Genomic DNA, 17,504 nt, shown 5'->3' on the forward strand with positions numbered 1-17,504 from the left:
GATAACTTCAATTCATCAAATATGTGAATTGTTTGTTTAATAAAATAATCTAAGAGGGCTCGGAGGGCTTCGATCCCTCGACCTAGCGGTTCGAAGCCGCTCGCACTATCCAGACTGTGCAACGAGTCCAAACAAGTAAGAATTTAACAGGCCTAAATATCTGTCTAGGTACTTTGAAAATATCAAAAAAAGTAGCTGGAGTTGAATATGCAATTAGGGATATTGTTTTAGCTGCAAGAAAAGTTGAAGAAAAAGGAATGAAAGTTGATTATCTCAACATAGGTGATCCTGTACAATTTGGTTTTCAACCTCCTGACAATGTAAAAGAGGCAATGATTAATGCAATAAGAAACGGTGAGAACTTTTATTCCACATCAGAAGGTCTCAAAGAACTACGAGTTGAAATTGCAAAAAAAGAAAATGTAAAAGGATTATCAATCTCACATGATGATATTTTAATCACAAATGGAGTTTCTGAAGGACTTGATATGGTAATATCGTCAATCGTTGAAGAAGGCGATGAGGTTCTCTTGCCAGGTCCATACTATCCACCATATGCCTCATATGTTAGATTACATGGTGGAATCCCAGTAGAGTTTGCAGTGGATTTGGATAACTCTACGCCTGATATTGAAGATATCAAATCAAAGATTACATCAAAAACAATTGCTATTTGCTTAATCAGCCCAAATAACCCAACAGGTGTAGTATTTAATGAATCATCACTAAAAAAATTAGTAGAAATTGCAAATCAACATAATCTATACATCATATGTGATGAGATTTATGATCAAATAATTTTTGATCATAAATTTGTAGGAATTGGCAAAGTTGCAGGTGATTCACCAGTAATTGTGCTAAATGGATTCTCCAAAGTCCATCTAATGTCTGGATGGAGAATTGGATACATTGCATTTAATCAATCATCAAAACTAGATGCACTAAGAGAAAATCTCCCAAAACTTGCACGAGTAAGAATTGCCACTAATCTTCCAGTTCAGCACGCTGCATTAGAGTCATTGCGAGGACCACAAGGATACATCACTGAATTTGTATCTGAATTAAAAAAGCGAAGAGATCTTGTTGTAAAACGACTCAATGAAATGCCTGGTCTATCATGTCCTAATCCAAAAGGCGCGTTCTATGCTTTTCCAAAAATTGAAGACAATAAATTTGGTACTGATAAGGAGTTTGTACAAAAACTTTTAGAAACAAAAGGTGTCTTGACTGTACATGGTTCTGGATTTGGAGAAAAATATGGTAGCGGACACTTTAGATTAGTGTATTTACCAAGTCTTGAAATTTTAGATTCTGCAATGAACAAAATAGAAGACTTTGTCAGCTAATAACTCCAAATTGAAAACTTTTCTGGAATTATCTCTATAATACAATCTGTATTGTCTAATAGTTCTACTGCAGATTTATTTTGCAAACTTTTGAAATATCTTGCAAGTATTTTTTTTGCAATTTTTTTTACTTTATTATTTTCTAAAAAGATATTTGCTTTTCCTTGACCCATTACTCCAAATATTGGAGAATTTACTCCCACATCTACACAAAATGCAACTTTGTTATTTTTTCTAACATTTTGTGTCTTTTTGGTTTTAGTGTTTGTGCCTATGTAGATTTTTTTTGAACTATACAAATACCATACAGGTACTATATGTGGAATGTTTTTACTTCCTATTGTTGTAAGATGTAAAATTTTTTGAGTTTTTAAAAATTTATCTTTGCGGTTCATGGTTTCTAAATCCTAACAGTATCATAAAAATCCCAAAGCCGATCATGCCTACTGACACTTTTTCATTGGTAAATTCAGAATTTAAAATAAAGTCTTCTACAAATTCTGGTCCCCAAAGTATTATTTGTCTAACAAGAACTATTCCTGCCATAATTAAAAACAAAGAGCCAACTGCAGTATACCAGTTTCTTCCTCTTCGAAAATACTCGTGACTCATTTACAATACTTAGATAATTTTGATACCTGGATTTTTTATTTTATTTCGTATCATTGCATTTAGCAATAACGGTGTTGATATCTCTGCAAGATATGATAATTCTCCTGGTCCCAAATAAATTGGTCTTAAACCTTTGATTTCGTTGATCAAACCATTTACCACATCAATTGCATCTTTATCGTCACCACATACAAAAATATCATAATCAAGTACCATTGTTGGATTGACAAGCTTCTTTTCTGAAATCACATGAAATGCTGAAACCAATTTTGATTTATTTTTCATGTGTTTTAAAACCATCTGATAAGAAAATGGTTTATTCTCTTTAATTGGAATAAACTCAAAGCCTACATCTGTTTTTACCATTGGAACAATTGGAGATACAACTACACAACTATCTTTAACTTGAGATAAAACTTCTGAGCAAACCGAGTCAATGTTTTCATAAGGAATAGATAAAATCAAAACATCGCTATCTTTTGCAACTGAGATATTGTCATTGCCTGTAATTGTCCCATTAATCTGTCCAAATGATTCCTTTGCAATATTTGTATACTCATTTGCAGATTCTGATGCCCTTTTTGCATCCCTTGATCCTACAATTACATTATGATTTTGAGACCATCTAAGAGCAAATCCTTTTCCCATTCCTCCAGTTCCACCAATTATTCCAATTTTCACGATATTCTTCTGAGAATCTTATTATTATCTTTATTTGACATCCGATCATATTGGGCTCAGTTATTTTTCTACGACACGGTCAAGCTAAAAACAATATAGAAAGAATTCTAACTGGAAGAACTCCAAATATTCCATTAACTGAAAAAGGAATCGAGCAGGCAGAAAAGACAGCAAAATTCGTAGAGCAAATGAACATATCTGCAATTTATTCTAGTCCTATTGAAAGAGCAAAACACACAGCAGAAATTGTTGCTAAACATAATTCTCTTGATGTAATAACTGATGATAGATTAATTGAACTTGATATGGGAAAATTTACTGGTGTGCCTTATGATGAAATTTTTACTAGTCATGGAAATGTCTTTATGAAATTCTATAATGGTGAGTTAGAAATTGCCCATAACGGCGTTGAGACTTTCTCCGAAGTCAAAAAACGTGTACTAAGTATTGTTGATCATGTCATTGAAAAACACCCTGATCAAAACGTTGTACTTGTAACTCATATGGACCCAATCAAAGCAATGTTAGCTACAGTAGTTGATCTTTCACCTACTAATCTATTTGAGCTAATTATTGCAAATGCTTCATTGAATATCTTTAGAGAATACAACCGTAAATTTTCAATTTCTGGAATCAATGTAATGGATCCATCTCGTTTCAATCATGATTGGTAACTAATAATCTTGAAAACCCTTAAATAGAAATTACAGGCCACGTTTCTCAACCGCTGATGAAGAGTATATTTGGTCTATTCTTAGTATTGGCAATTTTGGTAATCATTCCAGCAGCAGAATATGCACTTGCTGCCGGTGACGAGCCTGGTCAATATCTTGATCGTAGAGTAGTAATTTGGAATTTATTTTATAGAATGATGACTGTGGCATTTACAGTGGGCGCAGTTGTATCTGGAACTATAATCTGGCTTTGTTGGAGATTCAGAGAATCAAATCCAAAAGCCACTCCAACTCCATATGAAAAGGAAGGAGTTTGGTAAAAATGGGACATCATTCTAACTGGCCAGAATGGGTTTACGTTGGAGTTGTCATTGCACTAATGTGTTGGGTAGGTGCAGAAGCTTGGAATGCCGAAAGACTTGTAGAACATGTTCCAGCAGACGCCGAAGTTATCAAAGTCACAGGACAACAATGGTTCTGGACATTTGAACATGAAGACGGAACAAAAGAAATTGGTGAACTACATGTTAAAGTCGGTAAAGCTTACAAATTTGAAATAATGTCAAAAGATGTCAATCACTCATTTAACATTCATGATTATGTTGTGTTGATGGATGCAGTACCTGGCAGAGTCAATACTGTATGGTTTGCTCCAATGGAAGCTGGCGAACATGACATTCAATGCAGAGAATATTGTGGACTAATTCACTATAACATGCGTGGTAAACTAATCATAGAGGATGATTCATCTTGATGCTAACCCTTTTATCTAAACTTTCAAGTGAGGAGAATTATCAATGGTTCTAGAATTACAAAAGCCACGTCCAATTTGGCAAATAATGTTTTCAACACATCATACTGATGTAGGTTTACTATACCTCATTACATCTCTTGCATTCTTGTTTATGGGTGGTGCATTAGCACTTGCAATTAGAGCAGAGCTGTTCTTCCCTGGAGCACAAATCATCACAGATGCTATGACCTTTAACAGAATTTTTACCGTACATGGAACAACACTGATCTTCTTGTTTATCATACCATTTGCATCTGCAGTTGGTAACTACTTTGTACCAATTATGGTACGATACAAAGACATGGCATATCCAAAATTAAACGCAATAGCATTTTGGATGATTCCGCCTTCTGGTGCTCTAATCTGGTTAGGCTTTGCTGACTTTACTTGGTATGCAACTCCGCCATATTCTATTATCAGCGCACCTGGTCCTGCAGCAGATATGTGGATATTTGGACTAAAGATTTTGGGAGTCTCTTCAGTATTAGGTGCAATTAATTTTGTAGTTACTATTCTAAAATGTAAACATCCAGACATGTCAATTGGACAGGTACCATTACTTGCTTGGTCATTTTTAACATCATCTTTAATCATTATTGTTGCAATTCCAACATTTGCTGCAGCTCTGTTGATGTTGCTAACTGACAGATTAGGTGTCTCTGGATTCTTTAATCCTGCAATGGGTGGAGATCCAATTGCATATGCTCACTTGTTTTGGTTTACATTCCATCCTGAAGTGTATGTGCTAGTTATTCCAGCAATCGGAATGATGTATGAAATTATTCCAAGATTTTCAAGAAAACCAATTTTTAGTCATAGTTCTGGAATCTTTGCCTTTGTATTATTATCAATAGTTAGTTTCTCATCTTGGGCTCATCACATGTATGCTACAGGAATGTCATTTACTGAAAAAACTGTATTTATGATTGGAACACTAGCTGCAGTACCAGCATCTGCAATGCACGTCTTTAACTTTATTGCAACAATGTGGAATGGTAGAATAAAGTTTTCAACACCAATGATGTGGGCAGTTGGAGGAATTGCATTATTCTTCTCAGCAGGAGCAGGTGGTGTAGTAAATGCTGCAATGCCACTTGACTTTCAGACACACGACAGCTATTGGGTAGTTGGTCACTTTCACCTATTTGTAATGGGAACAATTGCATTTGGTTCTATAGGATATCTATACTACATGTTCCCATATGTTACTGGTAGAATGTATAATGAAAATATGGGTAAAGTTCACTTTGTAATGTCATTTGTAGGAACAGTTTTAGTATTTTTCACACAACATGTCCTTGGTCTATATGGAATGCCAAGAAGAATTTTCGACTATCCTCCAATCCCAGAATGGATTGCTATGAACCAAATTGCATCTGTAGGTGCTATGATTATTGGTGTCAGCATGGTAATATTTTTGATAAATATGATTCACAGTTCTGCAAAAGGAAAATTAGCAGATACAGACGATCCGTTCAACTTGGGTGGCAAATACTATTATCCATTTGAATCAAAGAACCCACATCATCATTAGGAGAAATATGAAATGAATCAAGATACTCAAAATATTTACAGAACAACTCCTGCAAGAACTGGAAAAATGATGGCCATAATGTTGGGCATTTGTATTGTTGGCGGTGCAATATTTTTTGGCATGTGGGATTACTGGACTTCTCAACCAGCACCTGTAGTTGGAATGATGAGTGAAACAATTGAACATGATGTTAAAGCAGCTTTTTCAGGAGTACATATTCCAATCACATTATCTTTTATTGAATCATCTGATTTTAGAACATTAGCGTTTAATGCATTACCTGGTGAAGAAGGGCATAATCCAACAATTAATGCTAATGTTGGTGATGAAATTAATTTCTCTTTAATTAATAATGGAAAATCATTTCATTCATTTGGCGTAACAAAAGCTGATGAGGGATTTGCTGGAATTATTCCCGGTTCAGAAGTTGCAAGTGCATCAAATCCCCTTAAACCTGGAGAAGGTGGAGAATCTAAATTCATTCCTGGTGAAGAAGGTACCTATTACTATATCTGTACAGTTCCAGGACATAGAGAGCAAGGAATGGTTGGTGAAATTATTGTTGGTCCGGCAAAATCTATATCTCCTTCAGCTCCAGCAGCTCCAACTGGAGTTAAACATGATTTTAGTGTAGACTTTGTAGAATCATCTGATTTTAGAACATTAGCGTTTAATGCATTACCTGGTGAAGAAGGACATAATCCTGAATTTCGAGTAAACTCTGGCGATGAAGTGACTTTTTCATCAGTTAACAAAGGAAAATCATTTCATTCATTTGGAATTGTATCAAATCCAGAAGACTTCAATAGTATACTTTGGAATTCTGCTATTGCATCTGCATCAAATCCATTAAAACCAGGTCAAGATGGTAGTGTGACATTTACAGCAGGTGCACCAGGAACTTACTATTACATATGTACAGTTCCAGGACATGCATTGCAAGGAATGCAAGGTTCATTCATAGTAGAATAGATTGGCCCTACAATATCTGGCATTAGCATCATTAGTAATTTTGTATTCTCTTATGTTTATTGGAGGATACATTTCATCGGCTGGACTTGGACTAACATGTCCTGAATGGCCATTATGTCCAAATGGAATAATGCCAAATGAAGAATATTTTATTGAATGGACTCACAGATTAATTGCTGCAACTACTGGAGCTCTTGTAATTGCAACTACCGTAGGAAGCTGGATTAACAAAAATGCTGGACGAAAGATACGATTTACTAGCACTTTTGCATCTACACTTGTAGTTACTCAAATCACACTTGGTGCACTAGTAATTGATCTAAAACTACACGCGGTACTTGTTGCAATTCACTTAGGTGTTGGAATATTGTTATTTTCAATGGTTTTACTAACTACATTATTTGCATTTAGAATTGCAAAAAAACCAATAGAGTCTACAGTTTAGATTTTAATCTTATTTTTTTTGGAATGTAGATATATGCTATGACTACTCCTAATGTAATGGCTCCAAAAGTGATTGCCATGATGAAAATATATCCAAATGGATTTTGTGTACCCATGTTAAAAGTATAAGTAAGAATTTCTGGACTACCATCCATATTATATAGATCAACTTTTACAATATGATTTCCTGAATTTTTCCAAACATAATCTATTTCATAATGACCTCCCTTGTGTAACTCTGGATTGATTGCATCAATTTGTTGATCATTATAAAAAAATCTAACCCCCATCGTAAACTGTTCTACTTCATTAAATTCACTATCTCCAACTCTGAATAAAATCTGTGACTTTTCACCTATCTGTGGAAATTCTGGTAGTGTTGCAACTTGTACTCTATACCCACCAAGAAACTCTTCAGCAGAATTAAACATTGAATGAGCATATGCGTCAGAAACTAAGGGAAAACTAATTGATACTAACATAAACATAATGATGACTGATCGTACTTTTGTCATTATGAATTCTATAATTTTGCATAAATATAGTGTTAATCAATTTTTGTTGGAAAATCTTCAAAACCTTTAAATCCTTATTGGCAAGACACTGAAATGTTGACTATCGTAAGCAAATCAATCGATATTAAAACACCTATAGAAAACGTATTTACATATTTTGCAAGACCAGAACACGTTTCTGATCAAATCAAAAATGATGCAGTAGGCATGACTGTAATTCCTATGGATATTAAAGAAGGAATGGGTGTGGGAACAACCTTTAGAATAATTGGTGACTTTAATGGTAAACGATTAGAATGGGATTGTGAAACAACTGAATTTGTCAGAAATGAAAGAATATCTGCAAAACAAATTTCAGGACCATTTAAGCACTGGAAAATCACTAATGAATTCAAATCATTGGGTGATAATTTAACCAAAGTAACAATGTCTGTAGATTATACAATGCCATTTGGTCCATTAGGAGCAATTTTGGATAAAGCAAAGTTTGCAAAATCTGCTGAACGTGGAATGGAAACAGCACTTTACAATGTTAGAGGACTACTTGAAGGAAATGGTTCAATTCCAGTATACATCACATTAGATGCATACCAAAAATTACTTGCCGAAAAGAAAAAAATGAATGATGTTCCAGTTTCAACAGCACTTACTGCAATTCTTGAAAAATATGCTGAAATTGAAGCAAAAGCTCAAAATTAAATTTTCATTTCTATAACAATCTTAAGATTAATAACAACTCGAGGATTTTCTATTTTTGTGGGTCTATGGCGCAGCCAGGTAGCGCACCGGACTCTTAATCCGGTTGTCGTGGGTCCGAATCCCACTAGACCCGCTTTTTTGTTAAATTAATTTCAATGTGAAAATAAAAATTTTAAAATAATTTTAATTTTGTAAATCTGATGATAATTCTAAGTCTAATTCAAACTCTTTTGGTAATCCTTTCCACCAATTATTATCCGTCATTCAAAATGTCTTGTGACTTGTTAGCTTATAGATCTTTCTAAATCTGGATTAGATGTTGAATTTTTATTCTCTGAACTTTTACAATATTTTTTTGCCAAGTTTAACAACTCATCTACTCCGATTGGTTTTGAAATTACAGAAATCAAACCTTGTTCAAGAGCTAGTTTATTTTTTTCATAAAATTCAGAATATCCTGTTACTATTACCACCTTTGCATTTTTATCAAATTCTATAATTTGAGAAAATGCATCATAACCATCCATTTTTGGCAAGATTCCATCCATCACTACTAAATCAGGATGTATTTGCTTGTATTTTGATATGGCCTCCTCACCATCAATGGCTGTTTGAACACTAAATCTATTAATTTCCAGTGTTTCTACATACAAATTTAATAATTCTTCATCATCTTCAACAATTAAAATCACTGTCATGTTCTCAGTATGATGCTCTTAAGATATTAATTAAATTTAGGATTGTGAAATTTAATACAAATAACTAATTTCCTTACTCCCCATTAATCAATTAATGCGTAAATCTCACAAAAACATATTATCTAATTACTACACTAATCTATGTGAAATTAAGAGGCTTCATTTATGGATAATTTAGAGCATAAACATAATAAAAAAGACCATAATCCCATTATTTTTCTAGTATCTGCTCTATTGGGAATAACACTACTTTATCAGGTAAAGCCCTTTTTAGAAGATTCGCAATTTATCTTGGTTTCTATTCCCGCATATGCAATTATTCCTGGAATATTGATTTTAGTTTCATTTCTTCTTACAATCAAATTATACAAACAGAATAATTTTCAATCAAAGGCATTTGTGCTCTTTACCATAGGTGTTTCATTTTGGTTTATCGCAGAACAGATTTGGGTTATCTATGAAGACATCTATGATGTAGATCCTTTTCCCTCAATTGCTGACATTTTTTATATTGGTGCATATCCTTTTTTTGTTGGATTTCTTTTATTATCATTAAAGCCAATCAAAAAATTAATAACAAAAAAGATTTGGTTATTTGCATTTTTACTGTCACTTTCATTTGTAATTCCATCTATGATAGGATATTCTAATTCATTTGATGAAGAGGAAGGGTTAGATGTTTTTTCCAAATCTATTTTATTATCATATCCTATAATGTCTGGATTTCAATTAGCTCCTGCTATTGTTGGAATTTTGTTTATGGTAAAAAAAGGCATTAACTATTCATGGATGTTAATGTTGTTTGCATTTCTGATTTATAGTGTCTCTGATACATTCTATCTTTTTTCAGAGTTAAATGGCACATATCATGATGGACATCCTGTCGATGTAATGTATCTGTATAGTTATATTTTGTTAATATTTTCTGTTCATAGTCGCATAAAAATTTCCAATAATTCTGATATTCATAGTAATGAGATATTTTTTAATGAAAATATAAAATTTGAAACTATTACCAAGTACGGTATTCCGCTAACATTGATGATATTTTCAATGATTGTTGTTATCTCTATAATCAACGTATTCTACTTAAATCCTGAAGAGGGATTGTCAGTTGAATATATTGTATTTGGAATTACTGCAATACTTATTGTATTTACTGTTATAATTCTTACAATTAACAGAAATCTCACAAAATTTGTTCAAATGAGGACTATAGATCTTGAAAAACAACGAAATAGTTTAGAAGAACTAATTGAAGAAAAAACACAAGCAGTACTCAAAGCTGAAAGATTATCTGCTATTGGAGAACTATCTGGTCGTTTAGCACATGATCTAAGAAATCCATTATCTGTAATGAAAATGTCCGTTGATTTGATAAAACAACATCCTGCAGATGCAAAAATTTCTGATACTGTCATTACTAAAAGACTTGAATTAATTGAAAAAAGTATCGATAGAATATCTCATCAAGTAGATGATGTATTAGGTTATGTTCGAAATTCTCCCTTAAAGCCTACTTCTACATCTCTTAGAGAATTAATTTTAACATCAATTGACAAGGTCAACGTGCCGCACGATGTTATAATTACTGTCTCAGATACTGATGTAATTGTAACTTGTGATGTAGTGAAAATTGACGCCGTTTTCATTAATCTCATTGTAAATGCAATTCAGGCAATGAATCAAGGAGGTACACTTGAAATAAATATTAAAGCATATGGCGATTATGCTGTTATTGATTTTATTGATTCAGGTTTGGGTATTCCTGAAGATTTCATTAATAAAATATTTGAGCCTCTATTTACTACAAAACAAAAAGGAACAGGACTGGGTCTAGCTAGCTGTAAAAATATTATTGAACAACACAATGGAAGTATCACAGTAAAAAATAATCCAACTACATTTACAATCAAAATACCAAAAACCTATGATGAATTAGGTAAACAATAACCTCGATATTTCTAAAGTTTTCTTAGAAGCGTAAATCTACTTTTATCTGGTTCTATTTCTTCATGCATATTCACATTACTGATTATTTTGACTTTATACTCTAGCCATCTTTTTTGCATATTTCTAAATTTAGAATTATTATTGATTTGTTTTTCTGATTCATCATATCTTTCACAATTCATAATATATTTTCCAGATATTCGGTACATTTCAGAAATTCCTTTTTCTAAAATATCATCTTCAAGATAGTTTAATAGCTGATGAGTAAATACAAAATCAACTGATGCATTTTCAAAAGGCAAATCTGTAATTGATGCTTTTTTAAAATTAAACATTGGGCTTTTTGATTTTGCAATATCTAATGCTGTATCGTTTAAATCTGCACCATGAACATCAAATGATTCAGGAAATAATCGTAAATCAATTCCAGTCCCACATCCTATTTCTAATACACTTGTACAACGTAATGAAACTGCCAAATCCCTGACAAATTTTGCAAATTCTTCATTGAATTTAGATTCATTTTCAATTGCATATTTATCCCAAAACTCTTTATCATAATTCATAAAATGTTTTCATTTGTCTTGTATTTGATATTATTTGTTTAATGCTGACACTTGCATGGGACAAGTTTTGTATCAAATGTGCAATCATGAGGTCCATCTGATTTGTTATCCATTGGAATCTCTTTCATGCAATCATCATGGCGACCTTTTCTACAAAACCAGCATATCTCCTCTGTATTTCCAGTTGAGCAAGATTCCATACTTGTATTGCTGTATTTGTGGGTAAAAAACTTCTTGGAATGTTAAATAAAGGTCAACCACGGTAAAAATCTCTCATCTTTTCCCATTGTGACATCTAAAAATAATTTTTGTAATTCTTTTGTGGTCTTTCCCATCTTTGCATTTCCAATTATTACTTTATCAATTTGTGTGACTGATTTTACTTCAGCAGCGGTTCCTGTCATAAATATCTCATCTGCAGAATACAAATCTCCTCTTTCAAGATCTCTTTCTATTACATATCCTCCATTTTCTTCAATGATTTGGATTACACTATCACGCGTAATTCCTTCTAAACCTCCTGCTGAAAGTGGGGGAGTTTGAATCGTATTGTCTTTCACAATGAAAATATTTTCTGCGCTACCTTCTGCAACTTTTCCATTTATGTTTAGCATTATTGCTTCATCATATCCGTTCTCTAGTGCTTCGACTCTAGCTAGTGCAGCATTTGCATAGTTTGAAGCTGCTTTTGCCTGCATTGGCTGTGATCTAGAATCAATTTTTATCCAACTCGAAACTTTGCATTTTGCACCAGAGAATTTTCCAGCTTTTCCTTCTCCCATATTCCATTCCCAACAAGCAATTGACACATCAACTTTGTTTGGAGTTGGTGTAAGACCCATTGTACCAAAACCATAGTATGCTAATGGTCTAATGTAGCATTCTTTTAATCCATTAGCTTTTACTGTTTTAATTATTGCATCGGTTATCTCTTTTTTTGAATATTGCATCTTCATAGAATATAATTTTGCTGAATTAAACAATCTGTCTACATGTTCTTCTAATCTAAAAATTGCTGATCCTTTTGGTGTATTATAACATCTAATCCCTTCAAAGATTGATGTTGAATAATGTAAGGCATGAGTAAGTACGTGTACTTTGGCATCTTTGAATGGTACTAACTTCCCATTCATCCAAATTTTGCCAATTTCCTTCATAGGAAAGAGAAAATACTATGCCAATTTAAAGAATATCTTTGAGATTGGTAGAATATCTTTATTCAAAATTGTTTATGATGTTAATTTGTAAGTGCCTAAATACAGCATAAATCAATTTAGATCATGGAATGGGTATTAGGTTTTTCTGCAATTATTCTTTTAATAGTGGGTCTAGTTGGTCAGGCATTTGAATTCAGAAAAATTAGAATTGATTCTATTCAAGATCAACTAGGCTCAGCTAATATTTTTCTTAACAAGAAAAATTTCAAGTGGTATGCAATAATTATTGTAGGCATGATTATTTGGTATATAGCTGAGCGTATGTGAAGATTCTATATAGATCACATCTATATACTTGAAAATGCAAGTATTATTATCGCGTGTTTAGGGTAACGCCGGACTAAATCTAGATAAGGTCCAAGAACAAACCCTTATTGGCGGTAAAGGTGAAAGCCCTTAACGCCTCTTTAACTCAATTAAATAAAATTAATCTTTGATATTTCTTGATGAATCACGTTTATAGCTTTTCTGATACTATCTTTAGAATCTTCAATAACGATAATTATTCTTGAAGTCTCTTCTTGTGCATCCATATTCAAAATGTTCAGTCCTACCTCACCAATCTTTGCACTAGTTCGTGATGCTACCTGTTGCACTCTCCACATCTCATCTCCAATTAGTGTGATTACTCCTCGGTTGTATGTTATTGAGGCAAGTGGATCAAATCCGAGAAAATATTTTTCATTTCTTTTAATGTAATCTGCATCTAAAAATAATATTCTTGAAAATTCAACACCGTCTTTAGTAAATGGCGATAAAATTATGTATTCACTATATCGTTTGTCTTTTTCTAATGATACTAGTAATTTTTGGGCTGCATTTGTTTCAATTTTAAAAATCGCACAATTTTCTTTTCCAGTTACAATTTTAATTGGATGACCATTTTTGCTATCTGGCACTCGTTTTATTGTAGTATTTTTTGATGGTTCTTTCATATTTGTAACAATAATTGGCATATCCACTCCATTTTCTACAATCTCTTTGATTGCAATAGGATCCAAAATTTTCATTCCAAACATTCCTGCTAGTCTTGCCTCATTGTATGATAGCTCATCTACTTCCGTCAACCCGTTTTCAACAATTTTTGGATCTGCCGACACTACAGAACTATCTTTTTCAAAATCAATTCTGGTTTCATATTTTTTATGAAATAGTATTCCAAGATCAGCTGCAGTTCTATCCGAACCTCCTCGTTCATACGTAGTAATTACTCCCTCTGGAGTTTTTCCTATAAAACCTCCAATTGCAACTACCTCATTTTCGTCTACCATTTTAGCTGTTTTTCCAAGATTTTCTCTTGATTTAGATGCAAGAAAATTTGTTGATTCTATATTATGATCTGTTATTATTGGCCAGTCATCATAACTTACCGCACTTGATTTTATCCCGTTACTTTTAAGAATGTAATTCATTACATGTGAAATTAGAATTTCTCCTGAAAATGCCAATGATCGTGAACGTACCTCATTTGCAAATTCTTTTTTTAATAATGCTTCATCTAATGCCATTTCAGCTTTTTTTAGGAACAAATCTATGCTTTTTTGACAATCTTCTTTATTTTCAGAATTTACAAATTTTATGATTTTTTCATAACATGATTTTATAACATCTAAATTTGCTTTTTTACCATTTTCAACATTTCTTCCTTGCTCTAATATTACATCTGTAAGCGAGCATTTTTTTCCATTTTGAATTGTAAGTGGTGCTGAAAATACTGCAATAATTTTGGAATCTTTCTTTAAATCATTAATTCTGTCTATAACTAATGGTATTGAAATACCATCAATACCGATAGCACTACCACCAAATTTGGCTACGACTAACTTTGTCATGATACTTTAACAAAAATAATTAGTTATCTATTAAGGATTGGATCAAGATTGCATCAATTTTTTGATTATGTTGTATGTATTAATTGCTCCACTAGTCTGTACTGGATTTCTCTTTTGCTCTAGTTTTTCAATGATTAGTTCATCAATTTTATAAATATCCTCAAAAACAAATCCTTCTTCTTTTGCGTTATCTTCTTGCTCAAAATGCCCCTTTATTGGAATAAAGATTCCAGGCGTACCATACACTTTTGATTCATCTATAGTCGATTTTCCTGCAAGTGATACTATCACATCAGATGCAAAAATTATCTCATGGAGGTTATCTACAAATCCAAAATTTCTTACAGTTTCTCCAAACTTTTTACTCAAAGATGGGCCTGAAACTACTATTATATCGATATCTTTTTTTATTTTTGAAATTAATTCTATTGTTTTTTCAATTAGATACAAGCCAGCATTTGTTCCTCCTATCGAAATAACTATAGTTTTTTTATCAAATGAAAACTTTTTCCGAAGTTCATCTCTGGAAAAACTTGTTTGTCTTACAATAGGTCCAACTCTTTTAATATTTCCTTCATCAGGTCCATTCTCAGGAATAATCACAGTATCACAATTTTTCATAATTTTCTGCATAGATTTGTTCATCTTTTTTTCAATAAACGATGTTATGCCATTTACAAAATTAGTTTGTACAATATCTGTAATCAAGATAGTTGGTATTTTTTTATTTTGAGCTACAGTAAGTGAAGCAAAGTCTTCATCACTTACAATTAATTTTGGTTTATCTTTTTGTATGATCCCTTCAGAAATTTTTTTACATTTTTTATAATATTGATAATAATTCCAAAGCCATCTAGTTGAATTTTTTAGCTTTCCATTTTCTATAATGAATGATGGGGGAATATACACATCTTCAACTTTAAAATCTAAATTTTTTAGAATTTTTGTAGCATTACTCCCTGTGATAAATTTAGTAGAAATGTTTTCAAAATTATTTGCAATTGCTATGTCTCTTGTAACATGACCTAATCCTATTGGACTAGAAAAAAAATCTAAATCTATCATATTTGTATGAAATTCTGATCAAATTTCTAGATTATTACTTGTCTCAAAGTTTAAATGGTTTTTAACAAGGTATGTTTTCGGGCTCATGGTCCAGATCGGTTATGACGTCGCCCTTACACGGCGAAAATCCAGGGTTCAAATCCCTGTGGGCCCATATACCATCATGGGGTTAAAAAAGGACGCATTCATGCCTAAATTATGGAAATTTCACTTGATAAAGTAAATTCTCGTTCTGACCCTTACCAATTATTCCTAGATTCAATTCGTAGTCCATCAACTATGAGAAGATACAAGAATCTACTATACACATTTCTCAAGCTTATTCCAAATCAAATTTACATTGATTCACTTGGAAAAACTCCACAAGATAGAGAAGCAATTACACTAGCTACATTCTTTGTTGATCTTGCAAGAAAAGATCTTGACTTAGCTTCAAATGTCATTGCTGCATTTATCAAAGAAGACAAAAAGCGAGTTGTATCGGGTGAAATTAGTTCTCAAACACTTCCTAATCATATCAAACCAATCAAAGTTCTACTTGATGCAAATCGTATTCCAATTCATTGGAAATCCCTTCACAAACTATTACCTAGAAGAGAATCAAAATCACAGGACAGAGCATACACTAGAGAAGAGATTCAAAAAATGTTAGATGTGTCAAATGATCTCACCGATAAGGTAATCGTATTGATGTTTTCATCAGGGGGATTTCGATTAGAAGCATGGGATTATTTTACATGGAAGGATGTAACATTTTTCAAAAACGATGATGGTACTTACAAGGGAGCTGCATTATTAATTTACCGAGGAGATCCTGAAAACTACTTTACATTTATCACACCAGAAGCTTGCAAAGCACTAGAACTCTACCGTGAACATTGGAAGGCTGACATTGGAAGATATCCAAAACCAGATGAACCTTTAATCAAATCAATAAGATATCCTGTAATTCGTAGATTAAATCAAAAGGGAATAAGAAAAAGAATCGATAAATTAGTAAGTGATATTGGTCTTAGACCTCCATTACCTCCAGGTAAACGAAGACATGAGGTTCAGCTTGATCATGGTTTTAGAAAATATTTCAATACCATGATGAGACGTGCCAAGATAGACTATTTAGACAAGGAAGACATGATGGGTCACAAAATAGGCTTGGAAAAACATTATGAACGATATAATGAGGAAGATTTTGAGCGATTTCCTGAATATCAAAAGGCAATACCATTTCTTACCATCTCAGATGAGGAAAAAATACGACTTGAAAACATCAAACTAAAAGAAGAAAAATCCGAACTTGAAAAAACAAAAGAAAAACTAGAAGATGCCGTTCAAAAAATTGATGAATTATGGGCTGATAAACAACGTATGGAAAAATCACATGAGAACAATTAGATAAGTAATGAATCTAATACCTTGATTCTATCTTCCTTTTTGAGTGAATTTAAACACATTTTCATAGAATCCCAGATCTTTTTCTTTGCATTTTCTTTTTGTTGAAATTTAGTTTTACTTTTTGTAATTGATTTGTCGTATAGCTGTCCAATGACTATGCTTTTGTATTTCTTCATAGCTAAATTCATGTATTGACTACTTAGTATCAATCTTTCTTCATTTTTTAGATCCTTTTGAAATAACTTGATCTGAATTTTTTCTAAATCTTTTGTAAATTTTTTAAATTCATTATCAAAATCAAAATTTTTAATACAATATCTGTCTCTGTTTTTTACTTTTTCATATGTGATTTTGCCGTCATTTTGGAGTTTATCCAAATAGTCTCTTAAATAATTTGAATTAAACTCTCCAGTTTTTCTCATTTTTTTTAATTTGTTGAATCCTGTTACACATCCTCCTTGTTCTTTTAGAATTTCAATTATTTCATCTTCATAGTTACTTCTTACCAAGT

At 32.4% G+C, this 17,504-nt stretch carries 22 protein-coding genes and 3 tRNA genes; 13 read left to right on the forward strand and 12 right to left on the reverse strand.

What is annotated here, in order from left to right:
* Nucleotides 1-54: 54 nt before the first annotated feature.
* A tRNA-Arg gene (locus tag DSQ20_RS01030) sits at nt 55-129 on the reverse strand.
* 44 nt (nt 130-173) lie between these two features.
* On the opposite strand from DSQ20_RS01030, the gene DSQ20_RS01035 reads away from it, so the two are divergent.
* On the forward strand, nt 174-1,346 hold the full coding sequence (locus DSQ20_RS01035) for an aminotransferase class I/II-fold pyridoxal phosphate-dependent enzyme (RefSeq protein ID WP_179365719.1): 1,173 nt from the start codon (nt 174-176) through the stop codon (nt 1,344-1,346).
* On the opposite strand, the gene DSQ20_RS01040 is transcribed toward DSQ20_RS01035, so the two are convergent.
* The 3 genes from DSQ20_RS01040 to npdG are packed head-to-tail and all read right to left on the reverse strand — an operon-like array spanning nt 1,343 to nt 2,639.
* Entirely contained in the window at nt 1,343-1,741 is a 399-nt protein-coding gene (locus tag DSQ20_RS01040; RefSeq protein ID WP_179365720.1) for a pyridoxamine 5'-phosphate oxidase family protein, read from the reverse strand. The two genes, DSQ20_RS01035 and DSQ20_RS01040, sit on opposite strands and share 4 nt — an antisense overlap.
* Nucleotides 1,725-1,958: a hypothetical protein gene (locus DSQ20_RS01045; protein WP_179365721.1), complete on the reverse strand. Its 234-nt coding sequence runs from the start codon at nt 1,956-1,958 to the stop codon at nt 1,725-1,727. Before DSQ20_RS01045 ends, DSQ20_RS01040 begins: the two co-directional genes overlap by 17 nt.
* 9 nt (nt 1,959-1,967) lie before the next feature.
* Complete coding sequence (npdG, locus tag DSQ20_RS01050; protein ID WP_179365722.1) at nt 1,968-2,639, reverse strand: NADPH-dependent F420 reductase; 672 nt, start codon at nt 2,637-2,639, stop codon at nt 1,968-1,970.
* 50 nt (nt 2,640-2,689) lie between these two features.
* On the opposite strand from npdG, the gene DSQ20_RS01055 reads away from it, so the two are divergent.
* From DSQ20_RS01055 to DSQ20_RS01080, 6 genes are read left to right on the forward strand one after another with little or no spacing between them, the layout of a single operon-like run.
* The gene (locus DSQ20_RS01055) at nt 2,690-3,313 is read left to right on the forward strand and encodes a histidine phosphatase family protein (RefSeq protein WP_179365723.1); all 624 of its coding nucleotides are present in this window, start codon (nt 2,690-2,692) and stop codon (nt 3,311-3,313) included.
* Nucleotides 3,314-3,369: 56 nt separating this feature from the next.
* Entirely contained in the window at nt 3,370-3,633 is a 264-nt protein-coding gene (locus DSQ20_RS01060) for a heme transporter CcmC (protein WP_179365724.1), read from the forward strand.
* A 2-nt stretch (nt 3,634-3,635) separates the two neighbouring features.
* Nucleotides 3,636-4,067, forward strand: coding sequence for a cupredoxin domain-containing protein (locus DSQ20_RS01065; protein WP_179365725.1), 432 nt, complete (start codon nt 3,636-3,638; stop codon nt 4,065-4,067).
* Between the two features lie 43 nt (nt 4,068-4,110).
* Entirely contained in the window at nt 4,111-5,640 is a 1,530-nt protein-coding gene (locus tag DSQ20_RS01070) for a cbb3-type cytochrome c oxidase subunit I (protein WP_179365726.1), read from the forward strand.
* 12 nt (nt 5,641-5,652) lie between these two features.
* Nucleotides 5,653-6,612, forward strand: coding sequence for a plastocyanin/azurin family copper-binding protein (locus DSQ20_RS01075; RefSeq protein WP_179365727.1), 960 nt, complete (start codon nt 5,653-5,655; stop codon nt 6,610-6,612).
* Between the two features lies 1 nt (nt 6,613).
* Nucleotides 6,614-7,057, forward strand: a complete 444-nt coding sequence (locus DSQ20_RS01080; RefSeq protein ID WP_179365728.1) for a heme A synthase — start codon at nt 6,614-6,616, stop codon at nt 7,055-7,057.
* Here the strand turns inward: DSQ20_RS01080 and DSQ20_RS01085 are convergent.
* Nucleotides 7,047-7,571, reverse strand: a complete 525-nt coding sequence (locus tag DSQ20_RS01085; RefSeq protein WP_255458284.1) for a hypothetical protein — start codon at nt 7,569-7,571, stop codon at nt 7,047-7,049. The genes DSQ20_RS01080 and DSQ20_RS01085 overlap by 11 nt on opposite strands.
* Before the next feature lie 96 nt (nt 7,572-7,667).
* Between DSQ20_RS01085 and DSQ20_RS01090 the strand changes: the two genes are divergently transcribed.
* A complete protein-coding gene (locus DSQ20_RS01090) occupies nt 7,668-8,270 on the forward strand; it encodes an SRPBCC family protein (protein ID WP_179366283.1) in 603 nt (200 codons plus the stop codon).
* A gap of 59 nt (nt 8,271-8,329) precedes the next feature.
* Nucleotides 8,330-8,403: transfer RNA gene (locus DSQ20_RS01095), tRNA-Lys, on the forward strand.
* A gap of 151 nt (nt 8,404-8,554) precedes the next feature.
* Here DSQ20_RS01095 and DSQ20_RS01100 read toward each other — a convergent pair.
* Nucleotides 8,555-8,968 carry a response regulator gene (locus tag DSQ20_RS01100; protein ID WP_179365729.1) on the reverse strand — a complete coding sequence of 138 codons (414 nt, stop codon included), beginning with the start codon at nt 8,966-8,968 and terminating at the stop codon, nt 8,555-8,557.
* Nucleotides 8,969-9,133: 165 nt separating this feature from the next.
* Between DSQ20_RS01100 and DSQ20_RS01105 the strand changes: the two genes are divergently transcribed.
* On the forward strand, nt 9,134-10,921 hold the full coding sequence (locus DSQ20_RS01105; protein WP_255458286.1) for a sensor histidine kinase: 1,788 nt from the start codon (nt 9,134-9,136) through the stop codon (nt 10,919-10,921).
* 11 nt (nt 10,922-10,932) lie between these two features.
* On the opposite strand, the gene DSQ20_RS01110 is transcribed toward DSQ20_RS01105, so the two are convergent.
* Genes DSQ20_RS01110 through DSQ20_RS01120 form a run of 3 tightly spaced genes read right to left on the reverse strand, consistent with a single transcriptional unit; the run spans nt 10,933 to nt 12,644 of the window.
* Complete coding sequence (locus DSQ20_RS01110; RefSeq protein ID WP_179365730.1) at nt 10,933-11,487, reverse strand: class I SAM-dependent methyltransferase; 555 nt, start codon at nt 11,485-11,487, stop codon at nt 10,933-10,935.
* Nucleotides 11,488-11,525: 38 nt separating this feature from the next.
* Nucleotides 11,526-11,687, reverse strand: a complete 162-nt coding sequence (locus DSQ20_RS01115) for a hypothetical protein (protein ID WP_179365731.1) — start codon at nt 11,685-11,687, stop codon at nt 11,526-11,528.
* Between the two features lie 42 nt (nt 11,688-11,729).
* Complete coding sequence (locus DSQ20_RS01120; protein ID WP_179365732.1) at nt 11,730-12,644, reverse strand: branched-chain amino acid transaminase; 915 nt, start codon at nt 12,642-12,644, stop codon at nt 11,730-11,732.
* A 123-nt stretch (nt 12,645-12,767) separates the two neighbouring features.
* Between DSQ20_RS01120 and DSQ20_RS01125 the strand changes: the two genes are divergently transcribed.
* Nucleotides 12,768-12,971: a hypothetical protein gene (locus DSQ20_RS01125; protein WP_179365733.1), complete on the forward strand. Its 204-nt coding sequence runs from the start codon at nt 12,768-12,770 to the stop codon at nt 12,969-12,971.
* A gap of 149 nt (nt 12,972-13,120) precedes the next feature.
* Here DSQ20_RS01125 and DSQ20_RS01130 read toward each other — a convergent pair whose 3' ends face one another.
* Nucleotides 13,121-14,536 carry an aspartate kinase gene (locus tag DSQ20_RS01130; protein ID WP_179365734.1) on the reverse strand — a complete coding sequence of 472 codons (1,416 nt, stop codon included), beginning with the start codon at nt 14,534-14,536 and terminating at the stop codon, nt 13,121-13,123.
* 42 nt (nt 14,537-14,578) lie between these two features.
* On the reverse strand, nt 14,579-15,601 hold the full coding sequence (locus DSQ20_RS01135) for a glycosyltransferase (protein WP_179365735.1): 1,023 nt from the start codon (nt 15,599-15,601) through the stop codon (nt 14,579-14,581).
* 79 nt (nt 15,602-15,680) lie between these two features.
* Here DSQ20_RS01135 and DSQ20_RS01140 point away from each other — a divergent pair.
* Nucleotides 15,681-15,755: transfer RNA gene (locus DSQ20_RS01140), tRNA-Val, on the forward strand.
* Between the two features lie 44 nt (nt 15,756-15,799).
* Nucleotides 15,800-16,993, forward strand: coding sequence for a site-specific integrase (locus DSQ20_RS01145; RefSeq protein WP_179365736.1), 1,194 nt, complete (start codon nt 15,800-15,802; stop codon nt 16,991-16,993).
* Here the strand turns inward: DSQ20_RS01145 and DSQ20_RS01150 are convergent.
* On the reverse strand, nt 16,990-17,502 hold the full coding sequence (locus DSQ20_RS01150) for a hypothetical protein (RefSeq protein ID WP_179365737.1): 513 nt from the start codon (nt 17,500-17,502) through the stop codon (nt 16,990-16,992). The two genes, DSQ20_RS01145 and DSQ20_RS01150, sit on opposite strands and share 4 nt — an antisense overlap.
* Nucleotides 17,503-17,504: the final 2 nt, after the last annotated feature.

This window comes from Nitrosarchaeum sp. AC2 (genome assembly GCF_013407385.1).
Lineage (GTDB): Archaea > Thermoproteota > Nitrososphaeria > Nitrososphaerales > Nitrosopumilaceae > Nitrosarchaeum > Nitrosarchaeum koreense.

Excerpts from the sequence above, each read along its gene's own strand:
- DSQ20_RS01040 (WP_179365720.1), bottom strand. The coding sequence starts at position 1,741 with ATGAACCGCAAAGATAAATTTTTAAAAACTCAAAAAATTTTACATCTT.
- DSQ20_RS01045 (WP_179365721.1), bottom strand. The coding sequence starts at position 1,958 with ATGAGTCACGAGTATTTTCGAAGAGGAAGAAACTGGTATACTGCAGTT.
- DSQ20_RS01060 (WP_179365724.1), top strand. The coding sequence starts at position 3,370 with ATGAAGAGTATATTTGGTCTATTCTTAGTATTGGCAATTTTGGTAATC.
- DSQ20_RS01065 (WP_179365725.1), top strand. The coding sequence starts at position 3,636 with ATGGGACATCATTCTAACTGGCCAGAATGGGTTTACGTTGGAGTTGTC.
- DSQ20_RS01070 (WP_179365726.1), top strand. The coding sequence starts at position 4,111 with ATGGTTCTAGAATTACAAAAGCCACGTCCAATTTGGCAAATAATGTTT.
- DSQ20_RS01075 (WP_179365727.1), top strand. The coding sequence starts at position 5,653 with ATGAATCAAGATACTCAAAATATTTACAGAACAACTCCTGCAAGAACT.
- DSQ20_RS01085 (WP_255458284.1), bottom strand. The coding sequence starts at position 7,571 with ATGACAAAAGTACGATCAGTCATCATTATGTTTATGTTAGTATCAATT.
- DSQ20_RS01100 (WP_179365729.1), bottom strand. The coding sequence starts at position 8,968 with ATGACAGTGATTTTAATTGTTGAAGATGATGAAGAATTATTAAATTTG.
- DSQ20_RS01105 (WP_255458286.1), top strand. The coding sequence starts at position 9,134 with ATGGATAATTTAGAGCATAAACATAATAAAAAAGACCATAATCCCATT.
- DSQ20_RS01110 (WP_179365730.1), bottom strand. The coding sequence starts at position 11,487 with ATGAATTATGATAAAGAGTTTTGGGATAAATATGCAATTGAAAATGAA.
- DSQ20_RS01115 (WP_179365731.1), bottom strand. The coding sequence starts at position 11,687 with ATGGAATCTTGCTCAACTGGAAATACAGAGGAGATATGCTGGTTTTGT.
- DSQ20_RS01120 (WP_179365732.1), bottom strand. The coding sequence starts at position 12,644 with ATGAAGGAAATTGGCAAAATTTGGATGAATGGGAAGTTAGTACCATTC.
- DSQ20_RS01125 (WP_179365733.1), top strand. The coding sequence starts at position 12,768 with ATGGAATGGGTATTAGGTTTTTCTGCAATTATTCTTTTAATAGTGGGT.
- DSQ20_RS01130 (WP_179365734.1), bottom strand. The coding sequence starts at position 14,536 with ATGACAAAGTTAGTCGTAGCCAAATTTGGTGGTAGTGCTATCGGTATT.
- DSQ20_RS01135 (WP_179365735.1), bottom strand. The coding sequence starts at position 15,601 with ATGATAGATTTAGATTTTTTTTCTAGTCCAATAGGATTAGGTCATGTT.
- DSQ20_RS01145 (WP_179365736.1), top strand. The coding sequence starts at position 15,800 with ATGGAAATTTCACTTGATAAAGTAAATTCTCGTTCTGACCCTTACCAA.